The sequence below is a fragment of the Thermomonas brevis genome (genome assembly GCF_014395425.1).
In the GTDB taxonomy this organism is placed as follows: domain Bacteria; phylum Pseudomonadota; class Gammaproteobacteria; order Xanthomonadales; family Xanthomonadaceae; genus Thermomonas; species Thermomonas brevis.
In genome coordinates, this window is sequence record NZ_CP060711.1 from 2,330,642 (window position 1) to 2,349,246 (window position 18,605).

15 protein-coding genes and 1 pseudogene are annotated in these 18,605 nt (G+C 64.1%); 7 read left to right on the forward strand and 9 right to left on the reverse strand.

Translation table 11 applies throughout. The features are described 5' to 3' along the window. Window positions 1–90: 90 nt before the first annotated feature. Both ftsZ and lpxC read left to right on the forward strand, forming a co-directional pair. Window positions 91–1,341, forward strand: a complete 1,251-nt coding sequence (gene ftsZ / locus H9L17_RS10735; RefSeq protein WP_187569445.1) for a cell division protein FtsZ — start codon at window positions 91–93, stop codon at window positions 1,339–1,341. A gap of 417 nt (window positions 1,342–1,758) precedes the next feature. After that, the gene (gene lpxC, locus H9L17_RS10740; protein WP_187569446.1) at window positions 1,759–2,673 is read left to right on the forward strand and encodes a UDP-3-O-acyl-N-acetylglucosamine deacetylase; all 915 of its coding nucleotides are present in this window, start codon (window positions 1,759–1,761) and stop codon (window positions 2,671–2,673) included. An 82-nt stretch (window positions 2,674–2,755) separates the two neighbouring features. Here lpxC and H9L17_RS10745 read toward each other — a convergent pair whose 3' ends face one another. Continuing rightward, window positions 2,756–3,271: a DciA family protein gene (locus H9L17_RS10745; protein ID WP_187569447.1), complete on the reverse strand. Its 516-nt coding sequence runs from the start codon at window positions 3,269–3,271 to the stop codon at window positions 2,756–2,758. A gap of 5 nt (window positions 3,272–3,276) precedes the next feature. On the opposite strand from H9L17_RS10745, the gene H9L17_RS10750 reads away from it, so the two are divergent. The 3 genes and pseudogenes from H9L17_RS10750 to mutT all read left to right on the forward strand — a co-directional run. Further along, window positions 3,277–4,218 carry a M23 family metallopeptidase gene (locus H9L17_RS10750; RefSeq protein WP_187569448.1) on the forward strand — a complete coding sequence of 314 codons (942 nt, stop codon included), beginning with the start codon at window positions 3,277–3,279 and terminating at the stop codon, window positions 4,216–4,218. A gap of 166 nt (window positions 4,219–4,384) precedes the next feature. Further along, window positions 4,385–7,090 carry a preprotein translocase subunit SecA gene (gene secA, locus H9L17_RS10755; RefSeq protein ID WP_187569449.1) on the forward strand — a complete coding sequence of 902 codons (2,706 nt, stop codon included), beginning with the start codon at window positions 4,385–4,387 and terminating at the stop codon, window positions 7,088–7,090. A gap of 207 nt (window positions 7,091–7,297) precedes the next feature. Then, window positions 7,298–7,687, forward strand: a pseudogene (mutT, locus tag H9L17_RS10760) (8-oxo-dGTP diphosphatase MutT); the annotation flags it as partial. Window positions 7,688–7,689: 2 nt separating this feature from the next. Here mutT and coaE read toward each other — a convergent pair. From coaE to pilB, 4 genes are all read right to left on the reverse strand, one after another. After that, a complete protein-coding gene (gene coaE / locus H9L17_RS10765; protein WP_187569451.1) occupies window positions 7,690–8,298 on the reverse strand; it encodes a dephospho-CoA kinase in 609 nt (202 codons plus the stop codon). A gap of 61 nt (window positions 8,299–8,359) precedes the next feature. Further along, entirely contained in the window at window positions 8,360–9,223 is an 864-nt protein-coding gene (locus tag H9L17_RS10770) for a prepilin peptidase (protein ID WP_187569452.1), read from the reverse strand. Window positions 9,224–9,241: 18 nt separating this feature from the next. Further along, window positions 9,242–10,510, reverse strand: a complete 1,269-nt coding sequence (locus H9L17_RS10775) for a type II secretion system F family protein (RefSeq protein WP_187569453.1) — start codon at window positions 10,508–10,510, stop codon at window positions 9,242–9,244. Window positions 10,511–10,520: 10 nt separating this feature from the next. Beyond that, window positions 10,521–12,245 (reverse strand): type IV-A pilus assembly ATPase PilB, encoded by a 1,725-nt coding sequence (gene pilB / locus H9L17_RS10780; RefSeq protein ID WP_187569454.1) that lies wholly within the window; start codon window positions 12,243–12,245, stop codon window positions 10,521–10,523. A gap of 117 nt (window positions 12,246–12,362) precedes the next feature. On the opposite strand from pilB, the gene H9L17_RS10785 reads away from it, so the two are divergent. Then, window positions 12,363–13,220, forward strand: coding sequence for a glycosyltransferase family 2 protein (locus H9L17_RS10785; protein ID WP_187569455.1), 858 nt, complete (start codon window positions 12,363–12,365; stop codon window positions 13,218–13,220). 13 nt (window positions 13,221–13,233) lie between these two features. Next, on the forward strand, window positions 13,234–14,370 hold the full coding sequence (locus H9L17_RS10790; RefSeq protein ID WP_246455076.1) for a glycosyltransferase family 4 protein: 1,137 nt from the start codon (window positions 13,234–13,236) through the stop codon (window positions 14,368–14,370). Window positions 14,371–14,748: 378 nt separating this feature from the next. Here H9L17_RS10790 and H9L17_RS10795 read toward each other — a convergent pair whose 3' ends face one another. The 4 genes from H9L17_RS10795 to H9L17_RS10810 all read right to left on the reverse strand — a co-directional run bounded on the left by H9L17_RS10795 (window position 14,749) and on the right by H9L17_RS10810 (window position 18,398). Further along, a complete protein-coding gene (locus H9L17_RS10795; RefSeq protein ID WP_187569457.1) occupies window positions 14,749–15,663 on the reverse strand; it encodes a glycosyltransferase family 2 protein in 915 nt (304 codons plus the stop codon). A 155-nt stretch (window positions 15,664–15,818) separates the two neighbouring features. Further along, on the reverse strand, window positions 15,819–16,739 hold the full coding sequence (locus tag H9L17_RS10800) for a hypothetical protein (protein ID WP_187569458.1): 921 nt from the start codon (window positions 16,737–16,739) through the stop codon (window positions 15,819–15,821). Window positions 16,740–16,857: 118 nt separating this feature from the next. Next, window positions 16,858–17,577: a class I SAM-dependent methyltransferase gene (locus H9L17_RS10805; RefSeq protein WP_187569459.1), complete on the reverse strand. Its 720-nt coding sequence runs from the start codon at window positions 17,575–17,577 to the stop codon at window positions 16,858–16,860. Further along, window positions 17,574–18,398 carry a methyltransferase, TIGR04325 family gene (locus H9L17_RS10810; protein WP_187569460.1) on the reverse strand — a complete coding sequence of 275 codons (825 nt, stop codon included), beginning with the start codon at window positions 18,396–18,398 and terminating at the stop codon, window positions 17,574–17,576. Before H9L17_RS10810 ends, H9L17_RS10805 begins: the two co-directional genes overlap by 4 nt. Between the last annotated feature and the right edge of the window lie 207 nt (window positions 18,399–18,605).

Genomic DNA, 18,605 nt, shown 5'->3' on the forward strand with positions numbered 1-18,605 from the left:
GCGCAGGACACAACCCGATAACAATGCCGGCGAAGGCGAGACGGGACCCGATCCCATCCCCGATCCCGGCCACAACGACAGGACACGGACATGGCACATTTCGAACTGATCCAGGAAACGGTACCCAACGCGGTCATCAAGGTCTTCGGCGTCGGCGGCGGCGGCGGCAACGCGGTCGCGCACATGGTGAACAGCACCGTCAACGGCGTGGAATTCATCACCGCCAACACCGACTCGCAGGCGATCAAGAACTGCGGCGCCAGCCAGCAGCTGACCCTGGGCGGCAACGTCACCAAGGGTCTGGGTGCGGGCGCGAATCCCGAAGTCGGCCGCCAGGCCGCACTGGAAGACCGCGAGACCATCATCGAATCGCTGCAGGGCGCCGACATGGTGTTCATCACCGCCGGCATGGGTGGCGGCACCGGCACCGGCGCCGCGCCGGTGGTGGCGCAGCTGGCCAAGGAAATGGGCATCCTGACCGTGGCCGTGGTCACCAAACCGTTCCCGTTCGAGGGCCGCCGCCGCATGCAGGTGGCGCAGAAGGGCATCGAGGAACTGAGCCAGCACTGCGATTCGCTGATCACCATCCCCAACGAAAAGCTCATCACCGTGCTGGGCCGCAACGCGACGATGATCCAGGCGTTCCGCGCCGCCAACGACGTGCTGCTGGGCGCGGTGCAGGGCATCGCCGACCTGATCGTGCGTCCCGGCCTGATCAACGTCGACTTCGCCGACGTGCGCACCGTCATGTCCGAGATGGGCCTGGCGATGATGGGCACCGGCAGCGCCCGCGGCGACGACCGCGCGCAGGCCGCCGCCGAGGCCGCCATCCAAAACCCGCTGCTGGACGACGTCAACCTGTCCGGCGCGAACGGCATCCTGGTCAACATCACCGCCGGCCCGGACTTCACCATGGCCGAGTTCGACGAGGTCGGCCGCACCGTGGAGCAGTTCGCCTCGGAAGACGCCACCGTGGTCATCGGCACCGTGCTGGACCCGGAAATGCAGGACGAGGTGCGCGTCACCGTGGTCGCCACCGGCCTGAGCCGCGCCACCGTCGGCCTGCGCCAGCCCACCGGCGGCGAGCGCCGCGAGGTGCGCTTCGAGTCCGCGCAGGAGCCGCTGCGCCGCCCGCAGGTGCAGCTGATCAACACGCAGGTCAAGCGCGACGGCACCACCGGGCTGCCGATCGACGCGGTCGCCGACACCTTCGCGCCGGCCACGTCGAACAGCTTCGTCAGCGGGCTGCGCCGCAACGCCGACGCGGCGCCGGCGGCGGCCGAACTGCCGAAGGACGACTACCTGGACATTCCTGCTTTCCTGCGCCGCCAGGCGGATTGATGCCGTCCATGGCGCTGGCGATCGGCTCCGGATCGTCCTGCCCGGCCATCCGTGGCCGGGCGTTCGGTCACGCGCGGGGCTGTGCCCCGCAAGCGCGCGCCCTCACCCTGCGCCGCCAGGCGGACTGACAATGAAATGCCTCCCTTTTCGCGAAGCGAAGGGGGAGATTGGGAGGGGTGCTTTTGCGATCGCAGGAGCAGCTTCTCTCTGACCCTTCTCCTCCGCTTTTGGCGGAAGGGAAGGAAGTGGTATCCCTGTCGAAATCGCGCGCCGGGTCGTCCGCCCGGCGACGCCTTCCGGTCGGTCGGCTCTGCCGGCCGGCCGCTTTCGTTTCCGCACCGGGACGCACCGCCGCACCGCTCGCGAAACGGAGTGTTTTACGCCTGGATTCAGGCAGGCGCGTGATATTCTGCCGCGATGCTCCGCCAACGCACCCTAGGCAACGTGATCCGCGCCACCGGCGTGGGCCTGCATGGCGGGGAGAAGGTCTTCCTGACCCTGCGCCCGGCCCCGGTCGACACCGGCATCGTGTTCCGCCGCATCGACCTCGACCCGGTGGTGGAAATGCCCGCCGCCGCCGCTCTGGTCACCGAAACCACGCTCTGCACCGGCCTGAGCCGCGACGGCGCCAAGGTGCAGACCGTCGAACACCTGATGTCGGCGCTGGCCGGCCTCGGCATCGACAACGTCTACGTCGAGCTGAGCGCGGCGGAAGTGCCGATCATGGACGGCTCCGCCGGGCCGTTCGTGTTCCTGCTGGAATCGGCCGGCATCGTCGAGCAGCACGCGGCCAAGCGCTTCATCCGCATCCTCAAGCCGGTCGAGGTGCGCGACGGCGACAAGATCGCCCGCTTCGAACCGCACGACGGCTTCCGGCTCGGCTTCACGGTGAAGTTCAACCACCCGGCGATCCCGGATTCGCTGTCGCGGGTGGAAGTGGACTTCTCCACCCGGGCCTATATCCGCGAGATCAGCCGCGCCCGCACCTTCGGCTTCATGCGCGACCTGGAATACATGCGCGAGCGCAACCTCGGCCTCGGCGGTTCGATGGACAACGCCATCGTGCTGGACGAGTTCCGGGTGCTGAACGAGGACGGCCTGCGCTACGCCGACGAGTTCGTCCGCCACAAGATCCTCGACGCGGTGGGCGACCTGTACCTGGCCGGCCACGCCATCCTCGGCGCCTACGAGGGCTACAAGTCCGGGCACGCGCTGAACAACACGCTGGTGCGCGCGCTGCTGGCGGATGCCGGGGCCTGGGAGGAAGTCAGCTTCTCCGACGCCGCGCAGGCGCCGGAGCTGGGCTACGGGGCCGCGCTGCCGGCGGTCTGAGCGGGTGCGCAAAATCGTGACCTGGTTCACGATTCCGGTGTGCCGATTTCCGGTTCCTTAACAAAATCACGGGCTTGTGCCGCTAGGATGCGCCCTCGGCCGGTCCGGCGGGCGCCTTGCGTCCCCGTCCCGTCCGGAGTTTGCGGTCGCCCCCGGCGTCTTCCGGCGCATCCGATCGCAGCAGTTGCAAGGCGGCCTCCAGTCCCGACTGGGCGGCGGCCGACATCGGAGTGCGGCGCGCGGCGGCCGGCGGTTGCGGTCGCAGCGGTGCGGTGGTCGTCCTGACGCCCACGTCGTTCACTTCGAGCCCGATGGAGCGGGCGGCGTCGACCAGCGCGGGCGCGGCCAGCCGCAACTTGGCATGCCAGACCGGCGCATCGACGACGAACACCAGCTTGTCTCCACGGACGTTGGCCAGGCGCGCATGCGCCCCCAGCCCCGGCGGCAGATGGGGGCGCAGCAACCGATCCATCGCGTCGAGCCATTGGGCCCGGCGCAGGGTGCCCCCGGCGGAACCGGCGAGCAGCGCGTCCAGCGCCTCGCGCGGGCCGGCGGGTTTGGCATCGCCCTTGTCGGGCGTGGGTCGTGAACCAGGCATACGGAATGATCGAAACCAGCAACGCACACGATACCCGCCAGCGCACCGTCGCGCAGGTCCAGCGCCTGCGCGGCTGGGCGACGCGTCGGCCGTGGGCGGCGCTGGCGCTGCTGCTGGGCGCGGGCATGCTGTGCGGCGCCGCGATGCGCAGCGCGATCGGCATGGTCCAGCTGGAGGCGCTGCAGGCGGCCGACGCCGCGCGCCAGGCCGAACTGGAGAAGGTGCGCCGCGACGCCCAGCGCGACGTCAACGCGCTGGCCGCGCGCCTGGCCGAACTGCAGGCGCAGGCCAACCGCCTGAACGCGCTCGGCAGCCGCCTGACCCGGGCCGGCCAGCTGCAGGACGGCGAGTTCGATTTCGAGAAGCCGGTCGGCCAGGGCGGCGGCGGCGTCACCCGCGACATGCCGGCCGCCGAGCTGCGCGCCCGCCTGCGTGCGCTGGAAGGCGATTACCGCCTCGCCGGCACCCAGCTGTCGGTGCTGGAAACCCTGATGTTCAACCGCGAGCTGGACCGCAGCACGCTGCCCTCGCGCGAACCCATCGCCGGCAGCTTCGTCACCTCGGGCTTCGGCGGCCGCGCCGATCCGTTCGGCGGCGGCAGCCAGTTCCACAAGGGCATCGACTTCCAGGCCAGCATCGGCGATCCGGTGCTGGCGGTGGCCGACGGCGTGGTCAGCTTCGCCGGCGTGCGCAACGGCTACGGCAACACGGTCGAGATCGACCATGGCAACGGCTATGTCACCCGCTACGCCCACAACTCGCGCCTGACCCACCAAATCGGCGACCTGGTGCGGGCGGGGCAGGAAATCGCCAGGGCCGGCTCCAGCGGCCGTTCCACCGGCGCGCACGTGCACTTCGAGGTCTGGCAGGACGGCGTGGTGGTCAATCCCCGCAAGTTCCTGGGCCACAACAACGCGCTCGCCCGCCACGGGCCGGCCCGCGGCTGACATCGGGCGAGGGGCTTGCGCACGCCGCGGGCCGCCTCCAGCTAAACTATCCGATTCCCGAACGGGCGCCCGCGCCCGGCTTCGGGCATTGCGTTGCACCGGAACTTCATCCAAATCGCTCGATGCCGCGCCGCCGGCGCGCATCCCGCCAGGGACTGCACACCCCATGCTCAACAGTTTGCTCACCAGCATTTTCGGCAGCCGCAACGAGCGCCTGCTCAAGCAGCTTTCCGCCATCGTCAAGAAGATCAACGCGCTGGAGCCGCAGATGCAGGCGCTCTCCGACGAGGCGCTGAAGGCCAAGACCGCGGAGTTCAAGGAGCGCGTCGGCAAGGGCGAGTCGCTGGACAAGCTGCTGCCGGAGGCGTTCGCGGTCTGCCGCGAGGCGTCGGTGCGCGTGTTCGGCATGCGCCACTTCGACGTCCAGCTGATCGGCGGCATGGTCCTGCACGGCGGCAAGATCGCCGAAATGCGCACCGGCGAAGGCAAGACCCTGACCGCGACCTCGGCGGTGTACCTGAACGCGCTGGAAGGCAAGGGCGTGCACGTGGTCACCGTCAACGACTATCTGGCCCGCCGCGACGCCGCCCAGATGGGCAAGCTCTACAACTGGCTGGGCCTCTCCGTCGGCGTGGTCTATCCGGGCATGCCGCATTCCGACAAGGGTGCGGCCTACGCCTGCGACATCACCTACGGCACCAACAACGAATTCGGCTTCGACTACCTGCGCGACAACATGGCGCTGTCGAAGGAAGACCGCTTCCAGCGCGGCCTGAACTTCGCCATCGTCGACGAGGTGGACTCGATCCTGATCGACGAGGCGCGCACCCCGCTGATCATCTCCGGCCCCGCCGACGAATCGCCGGAGCTCTACCTGCGCGTCAACGCGGTGGTGCCGTCGCTGACCCGCCAGGAGACCGAGGAAGGCGAGGGCGACTACTGGGTCGACGAGAAGCAGAAGCAGGTGCACATGTCCGAAACCGGGCAGGAGCACGCCGAGCAGCTGCTGCGCCAGGCCGGCATCCTCGGCGCGGACGAGAGCCTGTACGCCGCGCAGAACATCCACGTCGTCCACCACCTCAACGCGGCGATGCGCGCGCACGCGATCTACCAGAACGACGTCGACTACATCGTGCGCGACGGCGAGGTCATCATCGTCGACGAATTCACCGGCCGCACCCTGCCGGGCCGGCGCTGGTCCGACGGCCTGCACCAGGCGGTGGAAGCGAAGGAAGGCGTGCCGGTGCAGCGCGAGAACCAGACGCTGGCGTCGGTGACGTTCCAGAACCTGTTCCGCATGTACAAGAAGCTGTCCGGCATGACCGGCACCGCGGACACCGAGGCCTACGAGTTCCAGAACATCTACGGGCTGGAAGTGGTGGTGATCCCGACCCACCGCCCGATGATCCGCAAGGACCATCCGGACCTGGTGTTCCTCAACCGCGCCGGCAAGTACCGCGCGGTGGCGAACGAGATCAAGGAGTGCGTGGCCAAGGGCCAGCCGGTGCTGGTCGGCACCACCTCGATCGAGGTGTCGGAGCTGCTCAGCGAGAACCTGCGCGAGGCCGGCATCCCGCACGAAGTGCTCAACGCCAAGCAGCACGAGCGCGAGGCGCACATCGTCGCCAACGCCGGCGCGCCGGGCGCGGTGACCATCGCCACCAACATGGCCGGCCGCGGCACCGACATCGTGCTGGGCGGCTCGCTGGACGCCGAACTGGCCGCGCTGGGCGACGACGCCCCGCAGGCGGAGAAGGACCGCATCAAGGCCGCATGGCAGGAGCGCCACGACGCGGTGAAGGCGGCCGGCGGCCTGCACATCATCGGCACCGAGCGCCACGAATCCCGCCGCATCGACAACCAGCTGCGCGGCCGTTCCGGCCGCCAGGGCGACCCGGGTTCCTCGCGCTTCTACCTGTCGCTGGAAGACAACCTGATGCGCATCTTCGCCGCCGACTGGGTGCAGAAGGTGATGGCGCGGATGGGCCTGAAGGAAGACGACATCATCGAATCGGCGCTGGTGACCAAGCAGATCGCCAACGCGCAGCGCAAGGTCGAGGCGCACAACTTCGACATCCGCAAGAACCTGCTGGACTTCGACGACGTCAACAACGATCAGCGCAAGGTCATCTACGGCCAGCGCAACGAGCTGCTGGAAGCCGAGAGCGTCAAGGAGAACGTCGACGGCATCCGCTTTGATGTGGTTGCCGAGATGGTGGAGCGCTTCGTGCCGCCGGATTCGATCGACGAACAGTGGGACCTGCCGGGCCTGGAAGCGGCGCTGGCCGCCGAGTTCGGCGTGCAGATGGACTTGGTCGGTCTTCACAAGGCGGAGGCGGAGCTGGACGCCTCGCAGATCCAGGGCCGGGTGCAGGACACCGTGGACGCGCTGTTCGCCGGCAAGGAAGAGCAGGTCGGCGGCGAGACCATGCGCATGCTGGAGAAGCATGTGATGCTGAACGTGCTCGACCAGAACTGGAAGGAGCACCTCGCGCGCATGGACTACCTGCGCCAGGGCATCCACCTGCGCGGCTATGCGCAGAAGCAGCCGAAGCAGGAATACAAGAAGGAAGCCTTCGAGCTGTTCTCCGAGCTGCTGGAGAAGGTCAAGCAGGAAGTGGTGTCGCTGCTGGCGCGCGTGCGCATCCGCACCGAGGAGGAAGTGGCCGCGGCCGAAGCGCAGGAACGCGCCCGCGCCGAGGCGGTGGCCCGGCAGATGCAGTTCCAGCATCCGGACATGGGCGGGCTGGGCGCGGACGAGGAAGCGGCGCAGGTGCAGGCGCAGCAGGCGTTCGCCCATGTCGGCCGCAACGATCCCTGCCCTTGCGGCAGCGGCAAGAAGTTCAAGCACTGCCATGGGCAGCTGGCCTGAGTTGAGCACCCTCCCTTTCGCCGCAGGCGAAAGGGATGAAGAAGCGCGTTTGCGAACCGCAGGTTCGCGCGCTGATGAACGCCCGAAGGCTGTGCCTGAGGGCCGGACGGGCCGGGGTGGGGCGCTTTTCGAGTTGGTTTCGGGCAACCCCGTTCCAAGGTTTTCACGCGCCGTGCTTATGGCGATGCGCGGAAAGCGATCGCGCTCATGAGACTGGTCCACGTCGTCGCCGGCGTCATCCGCGACGCGCGCGGACGCATCCTGCTGGCGCGGCGCACGGAAGGCCGCGATCTGGCCGGCCTGTGGGAGTTCCCGGGCGGCAAGATCGAACCCGGCGAGACTGCGGAACACGCGTTGGCGCGCGAGCTGCGCGAAGAGCTCGGGATCGAGGCGAACGTCGGCGGGCTCCTGATCGACGTGCAGATGCCGTATCCGGACAAGCAACTGCGGCTCGACGTGTACGAGATCCGCAGCTACGCCGGCACGCCGAGCGGCATGGAGGGGCAGGCGCTGGCCTGGGCGCCGCCGCACAAGCTGGCCGACTACCCGATGCCGCCGGCGGATGCGCCCGCGGTGGCCCTGCTGATGCGCGAGCCGGCCTAGTCGGCCAGGCGGCGGTACAGCCGGTCCAGCGCCTCGACCTGCGCCGGCAAGGCGTCCAGCCCGCGGTCGTTGACGATCACGTCGTCGGCGATCGCCAGCCGCTGCCTGCGCGTGGCCTGTGCGCCGATCATCCTCCCCGCCAGCGCTTCGTCGATGCCGTCGCGGTGCAGCAGGCGGGCAAGCTGCACGTCCTCGGGCACGTCCACTACCAGGATGCGATCCAGCCACGGATAGGCGTCGCGACCGCCGCCTTCGGCCAGCAGCGGAATCGAAGCGACGGCATAGGGTCCAGGTGCGGCCCGGCAGGCGTCCGCCAGCGCCTTGCGCACGCGCGGGTGGACGATGGCCTCCAGCTGCCGGCGCGCGTCGGGATCGGCAAAGACGCGGCGGCGCATGGCGGGCCGGTCCAGATTGCGATCCGCCGTCAGCACGCCTGCGCCGAAGGCAGCCACCACTTCGGCCAGCCCATCGCTGCCCGCGGCCACCGCGTCGCGGGCAGCGGCATCGGCATCGGCCACCGCCACGCCCAGCGTGCGAAAGCACGCCTCAACCGCACTCTTGCCCGAAGCCACGCCGCCGGTCAGGCCGATGATGTAATCGCTCATGCGCGAATTATGGCTGTCGCTCGCAGGCGTGGGGTTTGGGCGGAGCGATGGGAGCGACCGTCTAGGCCAGCCCGGCGAAACGCATGTACATGCCGACCAGATCCTTGCCCCACATGAAGCTGATCCAGCCGGCGATGGCGAGATACGGACCGAACGGAATCGGCGTGGCCTTGTCGCGGCCCTTGGCGAACAGCCAGATCGAGCCGACCACGGCGCCCACCAGCGAGGAGATCAGAATCGTCGGCAGGATGCCGGACAGGCCGATCCACGCGCCCAGCGCGGCCAGCAGCTTGAAATCGCCGTGGCCCATGCCCTCCTTGCCGGTGAGCTGCTTGAACACCCAATACACCGACCACAGGCTCAGGTAGCCGGCCATCGCGCCCAGCAGCGCCGGCTTCGCCGGCATGTACAGGTTGTCGCTGGCGGCGATCAGCCCCAGCCACATCAGCGGCAGGGTCAGCTGGTCCGGCAGCAGGCGCGTGCGCAGATCGATGCCGGACAGCGCGATCAGGAAGCTGGTCAGCACCAGCGCGCCGAATCCCTGCCAGCCGAACCCGAAGCGCCAGACGCAGGCCAGGAACAGCAGCCCGGTCAGCAGCTCCACCAGCGGATACTGGATGGAAATCGGCGCCTTGCAGCCCCGGCATTTCCCGCCCTGCAGCACCCAGCTCAGGACCGGGATGTTCTCGTACCAGGACAACGGCTTCTTGCATTTCGGGCAATGCGAGCCTTCCACCACGATCCCGGGCGGCGGCGGATCGTAGAGATCGGGCTCCTCGAGGATTTCGCGGGCGTCGTGCTTCCACTGCCACTCCAGCCGGGGCGGCAGGCGCAGGATCACCACGTTTAGGAAGCTGCCGACCAGCAGGCCGAGTCCGGCCGCGGCGGGATAGCCGAGGCCGGGGTGCGCGTCGAGAAATGCCATCTGCGGGAACGGTCCGGGTTACATCACCGTCATGGCGATCTTGAAGATCGGCAGGTACATCGCGATCACGATCGAACCCACCAGGCCGCCGATGATCACCATCACCATCGGCTCGATCAGGCTGGACAGCGCATCCACCGTGTTGCTGACTTCTTCCTCATAGAACTCGGCCACCTTCAGCAGCATGGTGTCCAGCGCGCCGGCTTCCTCGCCGATCGCGGTCATCTGCACCACCATGTGCGGGAACAGGTTGACCTGCTTCATCGCCACGTTGACCGGATAGCCCACCGACACGTCGTCCTTCATTTTCATGACGGCTTGTTGGTAGACCATGCTGCCGGTGGCGCCGGCGACGTTGTCCATCGCCTCCACCAGCGGCACACCGGCGCGGAAGGTCAGCGCCAAGGTGCGGGCGAATCGGGCAATGGCCGATTCATTCAACACCTTGCCGATCACCGGGATCTTGAGCATCAGCCGGTCGATGGTGTGCTGCAGCTTGATGGACCGCTTGTAGGTATAGATGAAAAAGCCTATCGCGCCGCCTACTATGATGCCGATCAGCCAGAACCATTTCACGATGATGTCGGAAATACCGAATACCAGCGCGGTAAAAGCGGGGAGGTCGGCGCCGAAGCTGGAGAAGGTCTCCTTGAAGATCGGCACCACGTAGATCATCAGTACCGCGCAGACGATGATGGCCACGGCGATCACCGTGGCGGGATAGAACAGCGCCTTCTTGATCTTGCCCTTGATGCTCTCGATGTTTTCCTTGTAGGTGGCGATGGTCTCCAGCACGGTTTCCAGCACGCCGGAGGACTCGCCGGCGCGCACCAGGTTGCGATACAGCTCATCAAACTGCACCGGGTACTGGCTCATCGCTTCGTAGATGGACGCACCGCCTTCGATGTCGTTGCGCAGACCGTTGACCATCTTCTTCATCGCCGGGTTCTTGTTGCCGCCGCCGATGATTTCCAGCGCCGTCACGATCGGCACGCCGGATTTCATCATGGTAGCGATCTGGCGGCTGAACACGGCAATGTCGCGTGCAGAGATTTTCTTGGCCCCGCTACCGAACAGCGGCTTGGGCTTGGGCTTGACCATGGTCGGGTTGATGCCCTGCTTGCGCAGGTCGGCGCGCAGCAGGTTGGCGTTGCGCGCCAGCTGCTCGCCCTTCATCACCTTGCCGCGCTTGTCGCGGCCCTGCCAGACGAATTCCTCCAGCGGGTTCAGCCGGCGGGCCTCGGCCTTTTCACGAACCTTGCTGATGGCGGCTCTGCGTGCGGACATGGTGTTCCCCTCAGTCCTTGGTGACGCGGTTGATCTCGATGAGGCTGGTGATCCCCTGTTTCACCTTGTCCAACGCGGAGCGCCGCAGGTCGCGGACGCCGCTGCGCAGGGACGCCTCGGTCAGCTGCTGGACATTACCACCAGCCAGCACGATTTGCTGGATTTCATCCGTCATCGGCATCACCTGGTAGATGCCGGCGCGCCCCTTGTAGCCGCCGGTGCAGTCCTCGCAGCCCACTGCCTCGTAGACGGTGATGCCTTGGTGAATCTCGTCGGCGGTGAAGCCCTCGGCCAGCAGGGCGTGCTCCGGCAAGTGGACGGCGCGCTTGCAGTCGTGCAGGCGGCGCACCAGGCGCTGGGCGATCACCAGGTTGACCGAACTGGTGATGTTGTACGGCGCGATGCCCATGTTCATCAGGCGGGCGATGGTCTGCGGGGCGTCGTTGGTGTGCAGGGTGGACAGCACCATGTGGCCGGTCTGCGCCGCCTTGACCGCGATCTCGGCGGTTTCCAGGTCGCGGATTTCGCCGACCATGATCACGTCCGGATCCTGGCGCAGGAAGCTGCGCAGGGCGGCGGCGAAGGTCATGCCGCGCTTGACGTTCTGCTGCACCTGATTGACGCCCGGCAGGCGGATTTCCACCGGGTCCTCCACCGTGCTGATGTTGCGGGTCTCGTCGTTGAGGATGCCCAGTCCGGTGTACAGGCTGACGGTCTTGCCGGAGCCGGTGGGGCCGGTCACCAGCACCATGCCATAGGGTTTGTGGATGGCGTCCAGGAACAGCTTCTGCTGCTCTGGCTCGTAGCCCAACTTTTCGATGCCCATCTTGGCGGCGCTGCCGTCCAGGATGCGCAGCACGATCTTCTCGCCGAACAGGGTGGGCAGGGTACTGACGCGGAAGTCGATCTGCTTGGTCTTGCTGATGTTCAGCTTGATGCGGCCGTCTTGCGGGATGCGCTTCTCGGCGATGTCCAGCTGCGACATCACCTTCAGCCGCGCGGCGATGCGCGAGTGCAGCTTCACCGGCACCTTCTTGGTGGTCTTCAGGATGCCGTCGATGCGGAAACGCACCCGGTAATCGGTTTCGTAGGGCTCGAAGTGGATGTCCGAGGCGCCGCGGCGGATCGCATCCACCAGCGCTTTGTTCACGAACTTCACCACCGGGGTGTCTTCACCCTTGGCATCCACGCCGGTGTCATTGCTCAAGTCGTCGTCGCCGCCCCCGACTTCCAGGCCTTCCAGGCCTTCTGCATCGTCCAGCTCGTCGGCCAGCGCTTCCGCTGCCTCCAGCCACTGATCCAGGCTGCGCTTGATGCGTTCGGCATCCACCAGAATCGGCTCCACCGCCAGATTGGTGTGGAACTTGAGTTCTTCCATGGCCCGGTTGCTGGTGGGGTCGGACGTGCCGACGAACAGCCGATTGCCGCGCTTGAACAGCGGCAGCACGTTGTGCTTGCGCAGCAGCTCTTCCTTGACCAGTGCGATGGCGGACTGGGCCGGATCGATGGCCAGCGCATCCAGCAGCGGCATGCCGAACTCGACCGAGTTGGCTGCGGCCAGCGCTGCCGGCGAGGCCAGCCGATGGTCGGCCAGGTAGCTGGCCAGCGGGGTCTTCTCCGCCGTGGCGTTGTCCATCGCCCTGCGGGCAGCAGCTTCGTCCAGGGCGCCGTCCATCACCAGACGTCTGGCGATGCCGGTGATGCCCATCAGGTTGGGGGAAGCGGCGGTATTCATTGGTTGGCAGTCTCTTGCGTAAGCGACACGACTTTAGCGTAAACGCGATTCGGGGCGCATCTCGGCCTCCGGCGCGTGGGCGGTTACCATGGGCTCCAGCCACCACAGGGGGACGGCGTGCAGCAGCTCAGCATTATCCTGCCCGCGAAGAACGAGGCCGAGGGTCTGCGCCGCACCTTGCCGGCCCTGCGCGCACGCATGCCTGAGGCGGAAATCATCGTCGTCGACGACGGATCCACCGACGAAACCGCAGCCATTGCGGTGGAGGCCGGCGCCCGCGTGCTGTCCTCGCCCTATTCGATGGGCAATGGCGCCGCCATCAAGCGTGGCACTCGCGCCGCCTGCGGCGAGGTGCTGGTCTTCATGGATGCGGATGGGCAGCACGCCGCCGAGCATGTGGGGGACTTGCTTGCAGTGCTCGATGAAGGCTATGACATGGTGGTCGGTGCCCGCGATGCCAGCGGCCAGGCCGGCTTGCACAGGGGTATGGCCAATGCCTTCTACAACCGTCTGGCCAGCTGGATGACTGGCCACCCGATCGCCGACCTCACCTCCGGCTTCCGCGCGGTGCGCGCCGACAAATTCCGCGAGTTCCTGCACCTGTTGCCCAACGGTTTCAGCTACCCCACCACCAGCACCATGGCGTTCTTCCGCAGCGCCTACCCGGTGGCCTACGTGCCGATTCCGGTGGCCAAGCGGGTGGGCAATGGCAGCCATATCCGACCGCTGAAGGACGGCGTGCGCTTCCTGCTGATCATCTTCAAGATTGCCAGCCTGTATTCGCCGCTGAAGTTATTTGCGCCCACTGCGGCCGCGTTCTTTCTCGCCGCGCTCGGCTGGTATGGCTACACGTTCGCAACACGTCACCAGTTCACCAATATGAGCATGCTGCTGTTCAGCGCTTCAGTCATCGTCTTCCTGATCGGGCTGATCTCGGAGCAGGTCACTAACCTGACCTACCGCCGGGATGCGTGATCCCCGGCCGCGGGTGCTGCTGGTCACCCGCAACCTGCCGCCGCTGGTGGGCGGCATGGAGCGGCTGAACTGGCACATGGCAGAAGGTCTGGCGACGGTGGCCGATGTGCGCGTGATCGGCCCCTCGGGTTCGGCAGCGGTCGCGCCGGCCGGCATCGCCGTGTCCGAAGCCCCTCTGAGGCCGCTGTGGCGATTCCTGCTGCGTGCGCAGACGCTGGCCTGGCGTGAGGCCCTGCGCTGGAAGCCTGACATCGTGCTGGCCGGCAGCGGGTTGACTGCGCCACTGGCGTGGTTGGCAGCGCGTTCCTGCGGCGCTGATGCCGCCGTCTACGTCCATGGCTTGGATGTCGCAGTCAAGCACCCGCTGTATCGCGCGCTGTGGCTCCCCGTGATCCGCGGTATGCAAGTGGTGATTGCCAACAGCCAGTCCACTGCCGCGCTGTGCAGGGAGATCGGCGTTGCCGCTGATCGCATTTTCATCGTCCACCCGGGTGTCGAGTTGCCAGCGGAGCGCACGGCAAGCGCGGGTGAAAACGGCGCCGTGGAGTTCCGCAGCCGGCACGGCTTCGGTGGCGGCCCCATCCTGCTATCGGTTGGCCGCTTGTCCACACGCAAGGGACTGCGCGAGTTCGTTACCTATACGTTGCCGCAGATCGTGTCTGCGCATCCAAGTGCAATGCTGGTGATCATCGGTGATGCACCCGCTCAAGCCCTGCACGCCCAGGCGCAATCCCCGGCCAGCATCCAGGCGGCCGCCGAGGCCGCAGGCGTGGGCGACCACCTACGCTTCCTTGGTGTCATCAACGATTATGCTCTGGGTGAGGCCTACTGCGCTGCCGATGTTCACGTGTTCCCGGTGCGTGAACTCCCCGGCGATCCCGAAGGCTTCGGCATGGTCGCGGTGGAAGCCGCCGCCCACGGCCTGCCCACGGTCGCCTTCGCGACGGGCGGGATCGTCGATGCGGTGGCCGATGGGCGTTCCGGCCGGCTGGTGGCCAGCGGCGATTACTCCGGGTTTGCTGCTGCCGTCAGCCAGGTTCTCGCCCAGCGCGAGGTACTCCGGAAGACCTGCATCGACTTCGCCCAGGGCTTTGCTTGGCCGGCGTTCGGAAGTGGAGTATGGGCGGCGTTGCGCGGGGAGGCGGGTTAGGTCGCACGTTAAAAATGTCTTGCATCAAGCTAGGCGTTCCGACTAGCTGTTGAAATCGTTGAAAGGTAAGCTGGGCCCCGTTTCTACGGGGCCCAGCTTTTGAGTGAAACTGCAAGCCTGAGCTGGCCCGCGCGCGTTCCTTGGATCGACCAGATTTCCGTAGACACTCAGTCGCCGCTCCGCACGTAGCGCTTTTCGAGATCTACCGGTGACATGCCGCCAGCGATGCGCGTATCCCCGCTGGATTGCTGGTGCAACTGCGCAAGGTGTGGGAAACGGAGTCCGACATAGGAAATGAAACCGAGCTGGATGCAGCCGGCTTCGCACACCGCAGGCTTTGCATGGACGCCCTGAGGTGAGGGCGACATTCGCCGTCGCTTAAGCTTCCGAGATCGGCTTTGTGGTTCCAGCCAGGAATGACATGGCCGTGCATAGTTTTGCCATGCCCGCTTTGATTGCATAAGGGAGCCTTGAGTTTATAGCAAAATCCGTGGCCGTGATCATCATGGGTAATATCATATTGCCGATTGGCGCAGCTATCCTTAGAATTGGGTGCAGGCGGCTATCGATGCGGGAATATCCAAGCACGGAATATTCGGAAGGATGTTCGCGCGAGAATTTCAGAGCCGTCGAGGACGCAGCTTCCTGCATTTTCTTGGCGACATCCTGGATGCGCAGTTCGTCGCAATGAATGACTCCTTCGCCGGGTGTCCATGCGATACTTCCTCTCTGCCTCAGCCTGATCAGAAGGTCGCGATCTTCGAAGCCGTACTTCCGATAAGCAGTGTCGAATCCGCCAACGGCCATAAACGCATCCCTGCGGATGGCTAGATTCTGCGAGCTTCCTGAAAATGTCGAGCCGGTTCGATGCTGATGCTCGCGCCGTAACGATGCTTTGTATTGGTAACGTGACCAGAACTGCTCGTCCGGCCCGCTCACATGCCCGACACAAGCGATCATGCCTTTCTTTAATAGCGCCAAGTGTCTGGCCACAAACTGCGGATGACCAGGTATGCAGTCGCAATCCATGAAAATTATGAAATCCCCCCTTGCTGCGCTTGCGCCAGCATTGCGCGCTGCGGCGCGCCCTTGGTTTTCTCTCAGTGAGATGGTGCGAACATCGGGGCGTTGAAGGTTGGAGACGAGAGTTACTGTATCGTCGCCAGAGCCATCATCAACAACGACAATTTCAAGGTGATCTCCGGCAGGCAGACGTTGCTGCAGTATGGCCTTGACTGCGGTCACCGCCCGAATGCCATCTCGATAAGTTGGAATAATGACAGTTGCCAGCATTCGCTAATATTCTCGCGCTCAAGATCATCCGCCGGATGTAAGGTTCGCTCCCCCGGAGCGGTGCAAGATTCCGGCATGACGGGTAGAATAAGTGCTGCAAGTAATTCTCGGGACAGTGGGTTTTGGTTTCGTTGCGTCCTGCATTTCGCTTGCTGCTATGGGACGAACATTGCCTGCCTCCATGCCTTGCTGGCAATTTCTTTGAGGTCTGAGATTCTCAGTGTCTTCCTGCGAATTGAGTGATCTTTCATTCGTATGGCGTATCCGCTGCGGCTTCTTATCCACGCGCTTGCCTCACGCAGGCGCCTGACGTATCCGGCATACAAGAATCGTTGCATGCGCCATGGCATGCGAGTCCAGTCTGCCAGGCCGTTGGAGATGAAGTGGGGGCTGAATATTTTTAGCCCGTGGAAGTGGTAAAATACCAGAGGGCTGTTCTGGATGTGGATTTTGCCTGCTTTTCTTGTGACGGGGAAGGTTGACCAATTCCATGGTGCAACTCCTGCGCCAAGATTCTGGATTATTGACAGTTCCTTCCCGTATAATTCTGGCCACTCGTCTAGGTATTTCTGATCGGCGTATCTCCCCCCATCAGGCTTGTCTTGGCACCATTCTAGGCATTGCGACTTCCATCGCTGCAAGCACCTCATTCCTGTGGTGGTGCGCCTGAAGGTTTGATATTGGACGACGAACCGTCCGTATTGATCTCGGTCGCGCAGTAGGGGGGAATATCGGTGCTCGCAAATCTGAATGGAACTGGTGCCAAGCTCTTGGAATAGGGGCTCAGGGCTTGAATAGAAAATGAGATCGGCGTCGACGTAAGTGATCCTTTGGATCTCGGGGTTCCTCTCAAAGATGTACAGCGGAAGACATGGGCTGAGGGTGAAGTAGTATTCGATTAATGTCCGGTTGCCTTTTGCGGCGCTGAGTTCCGGGAAATTATTTTCCATCTCTGACAGTGGAATGCTGTTGAGCTCTGGGCAATTGATGGCGCGAATGACTTCGTCCGTTTCCTTGTCGAGTGCTAGTACATCTAGTGAGAATGGGATCCCGCTTTCCTTCAGCGAACGAAACATGGCGATCCCGCGGAGGAGATAGTTTTTGTCGAAGTAGGTGCAGAATTTATGCATTGGGATCTATTGGCAATGGCAGTTGCTTTTGTCACTTGCGATGAGTGATGAAAGGCCCATCGATTCATGCGGCGGTGCGCTGGGCAACGACGAAATTGTCGAGGTATAGCGAGGGATTCCCATGGCGTTGCCAGTGGTCGATGACGGCGCCGAGCCAAGATATTGGTGCAATCATTATTGCGCGCAACGGTATCCGTAGTACGGAAGGAGCGGGTCTCAGTGTTTCTCCAATCCAGTCGGCCAGTAGCGCGGCGATTGCGGCGACCCCGGAGACGAGCTTGTACTGCTGAAGCACCGTAAAGCCTGCGTCATGCAGGAGCTGTTCTAATCCGTATGATGTCAGCCGTCTGTGGTCATGAGGCTGTTCGTGCTCCGGCCACACAAAAGGAACCGACAGAACTAAGATTCCATCCGGCGCGAGCACCCTATGCAGTTCGTGCAAGAACAGGGTGCCATCTTTTGCGTGCTCCAGGACTTGGTTGCAGATAATTGAGTCGAAGACTTCATCGTCGAATGGAAGTATTGCGCCCGAGTAGAATATATCTGCCCGGCTATTGGCGCGCGATATGGGCGTATCGATCTCAATTCCTGTCACATTGGAGGCATGGCTCAGCAGGTTACGGTAAGGTTGTTTTCCGCAGCCGACGTCGAGGACGCGACCGCAGAGAAAGCATGCGGCCTTGCGCATTGCAGCGTGCAATGCTCTTCTGGGCAGGAAATGAGGATTGACAAGCGCTGACCATAAAGGTGGATCGTGTTGGATGCGCTGGTGCCATTTCTTCACGTATGCTCTCCCCTGCGTTTCCAGCACATGCCCGCGAAGCTTGCATGAAAGCCATCGCCCTGGATGGGTTGATCCTGACCCTGCCATGAAAGTGCCAGATCATGAGTCAGATTCAGTTTGGACCTTAAGCTTTCGCAGTCGAAAAGCCAAGAGGGGTAGGTTGCTTTGTATAGCCGCCTTGGGCAGTGCTGAATTGTGATGACTTCACCGGCGTTCGAGCAGGGATGCCTGTCAATCACGATCCATTTGATCTCTGACGAGGCAAGTTGATCAAGTATTGCGTGTGGGGTCGCGATATACTGCAGCACACTGGAAAGGAGCGCGAGATCGTATTCGTTCGTTGCCAGTGCTTCATCAAGCGAGTGCGTGTAACGGACTCCCTGATTGTTGAAATCCTGCCTAGCAAGCGACACTACCCGCTCTTGCTCGACTATTGTCCAGTGCAATTTAATGTCCGGCATGCCTTGACTGGCCTGCAGCCAGGAACTGCCGAAACCACCGCCAATGTCCAGCACGCGTAAGGTATCGTCCTTGCGGGTCGCTTTTGCCAAGCAAGCAAGTACGGGGAAGTTGAGTATTATCTCGGGATGTGATTCGCCATCCTGCTCCCAGGCTGCGCGCCCTTCGCGTACTGCCAGTGCGGCGGAGTGAATTCGTTCAATGATGCGTTTATCATCATATCCATCAGCCGCTCTACATGCTTCCTGCCACGTATCGAAACGGCCAGAATAACGAAAAGTCTGGCCCGCCATGCGATTCAGTGCATGGCGAAGCGCGGGGGGCAGCCAGTGGCGGGCGAGGCGCGATGCGAATGCAGTCATTCTCGAAACAGGCATGGCTTGGTCTCTGGTGGCGAAGTCCGTCAAGGCTTCACTTGGTTCATAAAGTTGATGTTGGTGCCTGGGTTACGTGTGTTGGGGTGTCGCGAATCTTGTGGATATGGAAGTTGTGCTATTTGTGCCATTCGTATGACTGGTTGCGTCAATTCTAGTTTTGGTATAAATCAGATGGCCTGAGTGGTGATGAAT

Excerpts from the sequence above, each read along its gene's own strand:
- lpxC (WP_187569446.1), top strand. The coding sequence starts at position 1,759 with ATGCTCCGCCAACGCACCCTAGGCAACGTGATCCGCGCCACCGGCGTG.
- H9L17_RS10770 (WP_187569452.1), bottom strand. The coding sequence starts at position 9,223 with ATGGCATTTCTCGACGCGCACCCCGGCCTCGGCTATCCCGCCGCGGCC.
- H9L17_RS10775 (WP_187569453.1), bottom strand. The coding sequence starts at position 10,510 with ATGTCCGCACGCAGAGCCGCCATCAGCAAGGTTCGTGAAAAGGCCGAG.
- H9L17_RS10800 (WP_187569458.1), bottom strand. The coding sequence starts at position 16,739 with ATGTTTCGTTCGCTGAAGGAAAGCGGGATCCCATTCTCACTAGATGTA.
- H9L17_RS10750 (WP_187569448.1), top strand. The coding sequence starts at position 3,277 with ATGATCGAAACCAGCAACGCACACGATACCCGCCAGCGCACCGTCGCG.
- H9L17_RS10745 (WP_187569447.1), bottom strand. The coding sequence starts at position 3,271 with ATGCCTGGTTCACGACCCACGCCCGACAAGGGCGATGCCAAACCCGCC.
- coaE (WP_187569451.1), bottom strand. The coding sequence starts at position 8,298 with ATGAGCGATTACATCATCGGCCTGACCGGCGGCGTGGCTTCGGGCAAG.
- H9L17_RS10810 (WP_187569460.1), bottom strand. The coding sequence starts at position 18,398 with ATGACTGCATTCGCATCGCGCCTCGCCCGCCACTGGCTGCCCCCCGCG.
- H9L17_RS10795 (WP_187569457.1), bottom strand. The coding sequence starts at position 15,663 with ATGCTGGCAACTGTCATTATTCCAACTTATCGAGATGGCATTCGGGCG.
- secA (WP_187569449.1), top strand. The coding sequence starts at position 4,385 with ATGCTCAACAGTTTGCTCACCAGCATTTTCGGCAGCCGCAACGAGCGC.
- pilB (WP_187569454.1), bottom strand. The coding sequence starts at position 12,245 with ATGAATACCGCCGCTTCCCCCAACCTGATGGGCATCACCGGCATCGCC.
- ftsZ (WP_187569445.1), top strand. The coding sequence starts at position 91 with ATGGCACATTTCGAACTGATCCAGGAAACGGTACCCAACGCGGTCATC.